Source organism: Prosthecobacter sp., assembly GCF_044373815.1.
In the GTDB taxonomy this organism is placed as follows: Bacteria; Verrucomicrobiota; Verrucomicrobiia; order Verrucomicrobiales; family Verrucomicrobiaceae; genus Prosthecobacter.
This window is the reverse complement of record NZ_JBIPNG010000263.1, coordinates 1-9,219: the sequence shown is the minus strand read 5'-3', so window position 1 is coordinate 9,219 and position 9,219 is coordinate 1. Positions and strand designations below refer to the sequence as shown.

At 58.2% G+C, this 9,219-nt stretch carries 8 protein-coding genes and 1 pseudogene; 3 read left to right on the top strand and 6 right to left on the bottom strand.

Features of this window, described 5'->3' with window-relative positions; all coding sequences use genetic code 11:
* Positions 1 to 1,848: DUF1549 domain-containing protein (locus ACIREA_RS19655; protein ID WP_397384041.1), on the bottom strand; the 1,848-nt coding region annotated here is incomplete at its 3' end.
* A gap of 212 nt (positions 1,849 to 2,060) precedes the next feature.
* Here ACIREA_RS19655 and ACIREA_RS19650 point away from each other — a divergent pair.
* Entirely contained in the window at positions 2,061 to 2,669 is a 609-nt protein-coding gene (locus ACIREA_RS19650) for a hypothetical protein (protein ID WP_397384040.1), read from the top strand.
* A 20-nt stretch (positions 2,670 to 2,689) separates the two neighbouring features.
* On the opposite strand, the gene ACIREA_RS19645 is transcribed toward ACIREA_RS19650, so the two are convergent.
* Positions 2,690 to 3,148, bottom strand: coding sequence for a hypothetical protein (locus ACIREA_RS19645; RefSeq protein WP_397384039.1), 459 nt, complete (start codon positions 3,146 to 3,148; stop codon positions 2,690 to 2,692).
* A 57-nt stretch (positions 3,149 to 3,205) separates the two neighbouring features.
* A complete protein-coding gene (locus tag ACIREA_RS19640) occupies positions 3,206 to 3,994 on the bottom strand; it encodes a class I SAM-dependent methyltransferase (RefSeq protein ID WP_397384038.1) in 789 nt (262 codons plus the stop codon).
* 196 nt (positions 3,995 to 4,190) lie between these two features.
* Between ACIREA_RS19640 and ACIREA_RS19635 the strand changes: the two genes are divergently transcribed.
* The gene (locus ACIREA_RS19635) at positions 4,191 to 4,628 is read left to right on the top strand and encodes an FKBP-type peptidyl-prolyl cis-trans isomerase (protein ID WP_397384042.1); all 438 of its coding nucleotides are present in this window, start codon (positions 4,191 to 4,193) and stop codon (positions 4,626 to 4,628) included.
* A 165-nt stretch (positions 4,629 to 4,793) separates the two neighbouring features.
* On the opposite strand, the gene ACIREA_RS19630 is transcribed toward ACIREA_RS19635, so the two are convergent.
* The 3 genes from ACIREA_RS19630 to ACIREA_RS19620 form a co-directional block, all read right to left on the bottom strand.
* The gene (locus ACIREA_RS19630; RefSeq protein ID WP_397384037.1) at positions 4,794 to 5,024 is read right to left on the bottom strand and encodes a hypothetical protein; all 231 of its coding nucleotides are present in this window, start codon (positions 5,022 to 5,024) and stop codon (positions 4,794 to 4,796) included.
* A gap of 97 nt (positions 5,025 to 5,121) precedes the next feature.
* Positions 5,122 to 7,143, bottom strand: coding sequence for an ATP-dependent helicase (locus tag ACIREA_RS19625; protein ID WP_397384036.1), 2,022 nt, complete (start codon positions 7,141 to 7,143; stop codon positions 5,122 to 5,124).
* 56 nt (positions 7,144 to 7,199) lie between these two features.
* Positions 7,200 to 8,495: a S8 family peptidase gene (locus tag ACIREA_RS19620; RefSeq protein ID WP_397384035.1), complete on the bottom strand. Its 1,296-nt coding sequence runs from the start codon at positions 8,493 to 8,495 to the stop codon at positions 7,200 to 7,202.
* Positions 8,496 to 8,615: 120 nt separating this feature from the next.
* Here ACIREA_RS19620 and ACIREA_RS19615 point away from each other — a divergent pair.
* A pseudogene (locus ACIREA_RS19615) lies at positions 8,616 to 9,219 on the top strand (sodium:calcium symporter); the annotation flags it as partial.

Here is a 9,219-nt window from a genome sequence, read left to right as displayed (position 1 = left end):
GAGCATGAGCACCTGCGGTATGCTGCCTTCCTCGCTTTCACTGTCGGCGATCTGGCGGTCGCTCTGGCCAAACATGCGTAGGAAATGCTGGTCCTTCTCAGGCTGTGGCAGTTCGGAGGCGCGGGCCAGCACCAGTCCGTCGCGCACTGGAGGAGCGAGGGTCAGGTCTTCTTCGCCGCCTTGATTCATCATCCGCTTTTTCCTGTTCTTGGGGTTGCCCGCAGCCTTGCCGCCGCCGAACTGGCGCATGCTCGCGATGGCGTTTTCGATCTGGCCTTTGATGACATCTGGCGAAGCCTCACCGCTCAAGTCAACGCTCATGGCCTTGGCGTAGGTTTCGCCGCGATGCCCTTTGAATTTGTCCACATCGGCACCGACGACGAGCGTGGCGCAGGAGTCCCAGGCCTGCTCGGCGGTCATGCGGCGAAGGATCGGGCCAGGAAAGAGGTAGGCGGTGTTGTCTGCCAGTTCATGGCTGGTGGCCTCACGCTGGTAGGTGTCGGTGTTGCACAGCACGCGCAGGAACTGCTTGAGGTCGAATTTCAGACGCACCATTTCATTGGCCAGATGCTGCAGCAGCGCCGGATTCACGCTCGCATTCGGATCATCCAGATCCGCGACCGGTTCCTTCACGCCGATGCCGAACATGTGCTTCCACATGCGGTTGGCGATGGTCATGGCAAAACGCGGATTGTCCGGGGAGGTCATCCATTTGGCAAACTGGGCGCGCAGCTGCTCATCGTGCTTGGTGGTCTGCACGCCTTGATAGGCCTTCTTGGTTTTGTCGTCACTCCAGGTGATCAGCTTGGGTGTCACCAGATCCCCGGGCTTGGCATCCGGGTATTTGTAATCATCCGGCATCTTCAAGTCGTTCGTGCTGGAGTCTTCGACGGCCAGGGCGTTCACGCGCAGGAGGTTCTTCGCCTGCTGCTGCAGTTTTTTGTCTCCAAGAGAGGCAAGCACCTTGCGCATGCCCTGCATGCCGCCGCCAGCATTGCCTTTGGCACCGTAGGTTTCCGTGGCACCAAAGAAAGCCGCCATTTCATAGAACTGACGCTGCGTCCAGTCGGCAAAGGGGTGATCATGACACTGCGCGCAGGACACGTTCGCGCCGATGAATGTGCTCAGCGTGAGGCTCAGATTGTCCAGCCGCATGCCGGCATCGCGCAGCAGGTAGCCCGTCGCGCCGTTTTCCAGCAGCTTGCCGTCGGCGGTCATCATGGAGTAAACGAGCTTGTTCCACGGCACGTTCTCTCCGATCTGCTTCTTCAACCAGTCCTGATAGGTGTAGAAGCGCGCCTTCTGGGCCACGTCCGCCATGCGCAGCATGTCGGCAAAGTAGTTGAACAGGTGGCTGCGATAGCCCTCGGAATCCAGCAGCCGGTCGATCACTTTCGCACGCTTCGAAAGGCTGGTGTCATTGATGAATTCCAGCGCTTCTTCCCGTGTGGGGATGCGCCCCGCAAGATCCAGAAAGACGCGGCGGACGAACTGTTCATCGGAGGCGAGCGGGTTGGGCTTCTGCTCAGCCTTCTTCAGCCCGGCTTCCACGAGCATGTCGATTTGCGCTGCGGCCTGCGCCAGATTGGGGTCAGATGGGATGCCCAGGCCTTCAGGCTTCAGGGTTTTGGCCGCCTGCTGATCAGCGGCGGAGAGCTTGTCCAAGGAGAGGCGATAGACGTAGCCGTTGCGGACTTGGAGGAAGACGTTGCCGTTTTCGATGCCACGGAAGGTCGCCTCCAGCTTTCGTCCCTGGGAGTCGGTCCAGGTACGGTAAACTTCATTGTCGGCCTGAAGGCCGGTGACGAGGAGTGCACAGGCAAGAGTGAGGCAGAGGCGCGTTTTCATAATGGAATCGTCCGCAAATCCGGGGCGATGGCGGGTTAAACGATGAGGCCACCTGGAAGTTTCAGTTCTTTTACGAATCCTTTAGCCGGGGATGGAGATGGACCTTGGACAATCCCTGGAAAGATCTTTGTCTGTGGCAAAGAAAACACATTTTCGTCCTTCAAATTGGCCTATATCCTTCTATGTCAGAGAAGTATTGCCAGTTGTTCCACATGAATCCACGGATCGCCCTTTTCACCGCCCTATGTTGTTTCTTCACCCTCGCGAGCTGCGAGACCCCCGCTCAACGGGCGCAGAAGACCAAAGACGAGCGCCTCCTCATCGTCAAACGGCCTGCCATGGCCGAAAAAATCATCGAGGACGTGGTGAAACTGCCCGAAGAAAAGGAACCCACCATGTGGGAAATCGCCCAGACTTTTCCCGCCTATGACTGGTCCATCAACGCCTTCCATCGCGATGGGTTGACGGAGGAAAAGGATGATCACTTCCTTCTCAAAGGCGACACATCCCAGACCCCTATTGAAATTAAGCAAGTAGCGGATGACAAGCCCCTCAAGGTCCAAATGACCATCGGCCCGATTGATGATGGTTTCGGCTTCCGCAAACCGAAGCTTCACTACACCTTCAAAAGAGTGGAAGGCGGCTGGAAACGGACGGCCTGGCATGTGACCTGGCATGGTCCGGCCTCCAAGGACGGTGAGGATGAGCCCCCGCTGAGCGAAGAAGCAAACCGGGAAAAGATCGAAAAAATCACCGGCGCCCCCTACGTGGACGAAGTGGAGGCAGCAGCCGCAGCAGCCATGGCCACCGCAGCGCTCTAATTCGAGCAAAACTCGCCTCGCTACGCAAACACCGGCGAAAACGAATCGATCAACGGCAGAAAAGCCTGCTTCGAAGCCTCGTAGTCGGTGCAGTTGTAGTCATGCAGGCTCACGCGCACCAGCCAGGGAAACTGCGTCATGCGCAGGCAGACGATGCGGTAGTTGGTGGTCCGTTCAAGACAGTCGCTCGCCGAAACGGCGGTTTCGCTTTCTTCATGCTGCCATTCTTCGAGGATCTCCCAGTGGTGATCGATCATCGCATGCAGATTGCGAATTTCCGTGTCGCGCCAGGTCGCCAGATCCGCCAGGGCTGAAGAGCAGGGGTTCGTTCGAGTGAAAACGGAGATGTAGGCCCCCTTGGTCCCGTCACTCGCCTCGAAATAGAATGACCCCGGCTTGTCAGTCTGAGGCTTCTGCTCCCAGTCGGCAGGAAGCTGGATCTGCCATTGTTCGGTGCTGATGGTGTTGTAGTCGGGCATGGCTTGGTTCTCGGTGTCTTGTAAGCAAATAAAAGGCTTCGGTGCGAATTCTCGCTTTCACTCCACACGGATCTTCCTTGCCAGCGTGGCGAGATGCACCGGCGTGTATCGATTGAGTGGCGTGGTCTTGTTATCCCAGTCGTCTTCGTAGAGATCAGTCAGGATAAAACCCGCAGCCATTTGGCCGCCCATCTGTTGCTGGAGCGTGTGTCCAAACACAAAGGCCAGTCCTTCCTGGGTGAGCTTGTCCCGCTGCTCCTCGGGCAGGCTGGTCAGATCAGAATAGGGCAGGGCATGCTTCACTTGCAGCACGCCGGTCTGCTCCGCCTCCTCTTGATCAAACATGAAAAACAGCGGATTGAAAAACCCTGAAAGCAGCCTGCCGCCCTCCTTCAATACGCGAAAGCACTCCTGCCACACTGGAGCAAGGTGCTCTGCAAACACGTTTGAGACGGGATGGAAGATGATGTCGAATGTCGCATCGGCAAACACGGACAGATCCGCCATGTCTCCGCGCACCGTGGTCAGTGTCAGGCCATCGCGATCTGCCACGTATTGGTCCTTGGCCAGTTGCTCCTCTGAATTGTCAAAGCTCGTCACCAGTGCCCCTGCCGCTGCCAGTATCGGGGCCTGCTGTCCGCCGCCTGAGGCCAGGCAAAGTACTTTTTTTCCGACCACGTTTCCCCACCATGACTCCGGCACGGCCTTGTTCGGCGTCAGGACCACACGCCAATTTCCCTGCCTTGCCGCCATGATCTCCTCGGTGCTCACTGGCTGACACCAGCGGCAGATGCCTGCCTTCGATTGCTGGTTCCAAGCGGCACGGTTGTAGGCAACGACGTTCATGGCGCGCAGTATGAACGCCGAACTTGAGCTGTCTAGTGATGGGGCCCGTCCCATGCACAACTGACAGGATCTCAAGACGTCGCGGTAAACGCTTGACGAAAGTATTCCCTCAGTTCAGTTCTCGTTGATGAACGTTCTTCGCTCCACTTTTCGCCTGCCTATTCTTCATTTTCGTCCGCTGGCCTTGATCGGGCTCATGCTTGTCACTGTAGGACTGGCACAAGCAGAGGAAACCGTCCCATTCCCCAAGCTTCCCGAAGGGGCGGGAGAGATCAGCCCGAAGGCTGCCAAGACATTCACCGCCACCGAGTCAGGATTGAAGTATCGCATTCTGCGCGCAGGCACCGGCGCCAAGCCCACTCCCCAGCAAAAGGTGGAGGTGAACTACCACGGCTGGCTGTTCAACGGCCGGGTCTTTGACAGCTCCTACATGCGAGGCATGCCCATCACCTTTGGTCTGAACCAAGTCATCAAAGGCTGGACCGAAGGCATGCAACTCATTGGCAAAGGCGGCATGATCGAACTCGAAATCCCTGGCTACCTCGGCTACGGCCTGCAGGGCCAGCCCGGCTCCGGCATCCCACCCAATGCGACACTCCACTTCCTGGTGGAGCTGATCGACATCATGGAGTGATGAGCCGCCTGATGCACTACTTGCGCTTGTCGCCGAACGCAGGACTGCGTCTTCGATGTCTGACGACTAGAACTTTGACCTGTTCGGTCTGGACTCGATAGAGCAGCTTATATGGGAAACGATGGAAGAGAGGGTCCTTTTGGACCAACGTATGATAGACAATTTTTACCGACTGCGGCTCTGAATAAAAGCGAGCATGTCCTCGTGAGAGATGGTCAGGGCAGAATCACTATCCATTTCGGCCTCACGGGCGTCAGCTATCGCTTCCAATTCAGCGTCGCTGAAGTCTGCGAGCGGTTGTGAAAGCTCTCCGAGCAATTGTGAAACCAACGCTCCTAGATCTGGAAGCGGAAGCTTGCAGGCGGAGGAATAGACTTGATCGAGTGTCGCAGCCATGAAACGGGTATAGCGAAATGCGTTGAAATGGCAAAGGAGAGTTGGTGCTAAACCACCACGCTTGACTCCGTTCCCTTGCTTGAAGGCATTCAGCGCACTACCACCCGCTCTTCACATTCCACACCTCCACCAGATCCTTCGGCAGATCCGTGATGAATCTTGACGGACGCATCATGATGTCGCCATCACGGGCCTGATGATTGATGACGGGATAGGTCAGATAAAGCTCATCCTTCGCCCGGGTCACGGTGACGTAAAACAGGCGGCGTTCTTCTTCGAGCGCCGCGTCACCGCCTTCGTCGATGGCGCGTTTGTGGGGGAACATGCCATCGGCCAGCCAGACGGCGAAGACGATGTTCCATTCCAAACCTTTGGCCTGGTGCCCTGTGGTAAGTGTTACAGCGTCACGATCCTGCTGTTCCTGTTGAGCCGGCTTGTTGTCGGTGTCCACACCGCTGAGCAGGGAAAGCTGGCTGAGGAATTCGAGCGGATCGGTGAAGCGGTCGCTGAAGTTACTAAGCTGTTCCAGATCCTGCTGGCGCTGCTCGTAATTCTTGAACTTGGACTTCATGTAGTCCTCGTACACGCCGTCAGTGATGCTGCGGATCATCTGCGCCGGTGCGGCAACCTTGCCCTCTTTGTCGATCAGTTCATCGAGCGTGTAGGCAAACTGCTCCCAGGTGGTCTTCGCTTTCTTCGGCACCTTCAGCGGCAGGAGCACTTCGGAGAAACTGGAGGGCATCGTCTCGGCCTTGGCGGCATCGGACTTGAGCCATTCCTGCCACAGCTTCGCGGCACTGACATTGCCGATGCCTTCCACGAGGCGCACCATGCGCATGAAGCTGACTTCATCCTGGCGATTCACGGCAAACTTCATGAACGCGGCCACGTCCTTCACATGCGCCTGCTCAAAGAAACGCAGCCCGCTGGTGATCTGAAACGGAATGCCACGCTGCGTGAGTTCCATCTGGATTTCCATGCTGTGGAAATGCGCACGATATAGTACCGCGATGTCATTGAGTTCCGTTCCTTCGTCCTGCAGTTCCAAAATGCGCTGTGCCACGAAGGCCGCCTGCGCGGAGGAACTGTCCAGCGAGACAAGCGCAGGCAGCATGCCCTTCGATTCACGGGCGGGCACCAGATTCTTCGGGATCTGCCCACGGTTCATGGCGATGGCCGCATTCGCGAGGTTCAGCACCTCAGGCACGCTGCGGTAGTTCACCTCGATCTTGTGCACGCGGGCTCTCGGCCAGTGCTGGTCGAATTCGAGAATGTTGGAAACGTCCGCCCCGCGCCATGAGTAAATCGACTGCGCGTCATCACCCACCACCATGAGATTCCCCTGTGGGCCGGTGAGCAGCTCAACCATGCGGCACTGGAGACTGTTGGTGTCCTGATACTCATCGACAAGGACGAATTCAAACTGGTGGCGGTAACGTTCCAGCAGGTCTTCGTTTTCCTCCAGCAACTTCACGGTGAGCGCCAGAAGGTCGTCGAAGTCCATGCAGTTGGTCTCGCGCTTTTTCTCCTGATAAAGCGTGCGCATCTTGATGATGCCCGAGGCCACCTCTTCAAAGTAGGGATAACGCGTGTTGATGATCTCCTTGAGGCCGCAGAGCGTGTTGTCGGCCAGCGAGAAGATGTCTCCCAGCACCTCGGCCTTCGGAAAGCGGTACGTGGTGGTGTCGATGCCGCTGCTGCCGAGCACCGTTTCCATGAGGTCCTTCTGATCCTCGCGGTCCATGATGGAGAAGCCTTTGCGATAGCCCAGGCGTTCGGCGTTGTAGCGCAGAATGCGGTTGCCGATGGAATGGAAGGTGCCGCCCCAGATACGGGTCGCATCTTGAGTGACGAGTTCTTGCACCCGATGCTGCATCTCACGCGCGGCCTTGTTGGTGAAGGTCAGCAGCAGGATCGACTCCGGCTGGATGCCATTGTCCAGCAGCCACGCGACCCGATACGTCAATGTGCGCGTCTTCCCGCTGCCTGCCCCAGCAATCACCAGCGCCTGCCCCGGTGGACTCGTGACCGCCTCATATTGCTGCTCGTTGAGCTCCGCCTTGTAGTCAATGCGGGTGCTGGGTTCGTGCGTGCTGTGCAGCGTGTAGTTGCGGGCCATCGTGGAAGTAGAAGGGGGTGGTCCAGGAGTCAAGATCGCTCAACCTGGACCTCCTCTCACTTCGGCACCTGAATCAACCCCGCTCCCACCGCCGTGGCGGGGGCTTGCAGCGGCTCTGCCGTCCGTGTGAGCAGCGGGATGATGTTGGGACCGTAGTAACCGCGACCCAGCAGGTACGCGACCACACCGCTGGTAATCGCTGTGGCCTGCGAGGTCCCGCTGCCAATGACAAATCGGTTGTCGGCATAGCCAGAAACGATCCCGACACCCGGGGCCACGAGTGTGAGCCCCGCGCCGGAGTTTGAAAAATAAGCCTGCGTGCCATTGGCATCCACGGCACCCACACTGAGCACGCCGGAAATCCCGGCCGGCATGGAGAGGGAAGTGAGCTGCTCATTGCCTGCTGCGGCCACGATCACGACATTGCGGCTTTGCGCATAGCGCACCGCTTCATCCAGCACAGGGGAGTCGCCATTGGCACCGAGGCTAATGTTGATCACACGAGCACCGAGATCGGTGGCTTTAATGATGGCGGATGAAACCAGCGCGGTGTTGCTCTCGCCGTTCGTGTCAGCCACCCGGATGTCCAGCAGTTTGACCGCCGGAGAGACACCACCGACGTTCGGGTCATTGCCTGCGATGAGGGAGGCCATCGCGGTGCCGTGGCCGTTGAATGCGCTGCCGTCGTTGACGAGGTCGTAGTGGGTGATCTTCACATTCGCCAGTGATGGGTGGCTGGTGATGCCGGAATCGATGACGGCGACAGTGACTCCCTGACCCCAGGCTGAGCGGTCGCCGCTGGCACCAATGACATCCAATCCCTGGCTGCGAAATGGGGCCTTCCCACCGGGATTCGATGTGTCGGATTCCGCAAGAGGAGGCGGCAAACCGGGGATTCGGGTGATGAGATTCGGGCCGACATGGCTGTAGTCCTCTGCATGCGCATTGAGATCCCGTTCAAGCGCGGTTGTGTCCCGAAAACGGACGCGGGCGGTGCGCAGTTTGATGTCGTAACCGATCACTTCGAGACCTAGGGAGGCGGCACGTTCCCGAAATGCTGCTAGCGCCTCCGGCGTGCGAAAGGTCAGCAGCGCTTCGTTCGGCATGGAGCCGGGCACGTTGAGCGTGGCGATGGTGGGCAGGGCCGTTGGATTGGGGGAGGCCACGGCGGGTGTTTGTGGCATCACCGTGAGGGCGGGTGGGGTGCCGGAATTCAGGCTGCGTTTTGCCGGTGTCACACCTGCCTTGAAGGATGGCCCGGCATTGGAAACCCAGAACAGCCACAGCATGGAGCCTGCCATGATTAGTACGGCGGTGGCGAAAAACAGGACTGGCAGGCGGTTGGGGCGCATGAACGTGAAAAACGTTCGCACATCGGTGCGCTGGCGCGAGTTCTGCTTTTGCAGAAATGTGCGGCACTTTTCCAAACTACAACCTTGTTGTGACTCCACGCACTCCCTAACTTAGCCGCCATGTCGCAAAAGAAAGAAGCCTGGGGATCACGTCTTGGAGTCATCATGGCCGTCGCGGGCAGCGCGGTGGGCCTGGGCAATTTCCTCCGCTTTCCCGGACTCGCGGCACAGTATGGCGGCGGTGCCTTCATGCTCGCCTATGCGATCTCGTTTTTGATCATCGGCCTGCCAATCGGCTGGGCGGAATGGGCCATGGGGCGCTATGCTGGCAGCAAGGGGTACAATTCCGCACCTGGGGCCTTCGCGGTGATCTTGAACAAGCGCTGGGCCAAGTACATCGGCATCATCGGGGTGATCGTGCCGGTGATGATTTACATGTACTATGTGTTCATCGAGTCCTGGTGTCTGGGCTATGCGGTGAAGTTTTGGACGGGGAGCGTGGATTTGAAGTCGACCGAGCAGACGGTAGCGATGTTCAAAAGCATGAGCGGGCAGATGGCCGATGGTTCTGCACTGGCATTTTCATGGGACACGGCGCTGCCATGGCTGGTGGTGGTTTTTGTATTCAATTTCTGGCTCATCTACCGCGGGCTTTCCGGGGGCATCGAGAAGATGTGCAACTACGGCATGCCCTTGCTCATTGTGCTGGCGCTGGTGGTGCTGG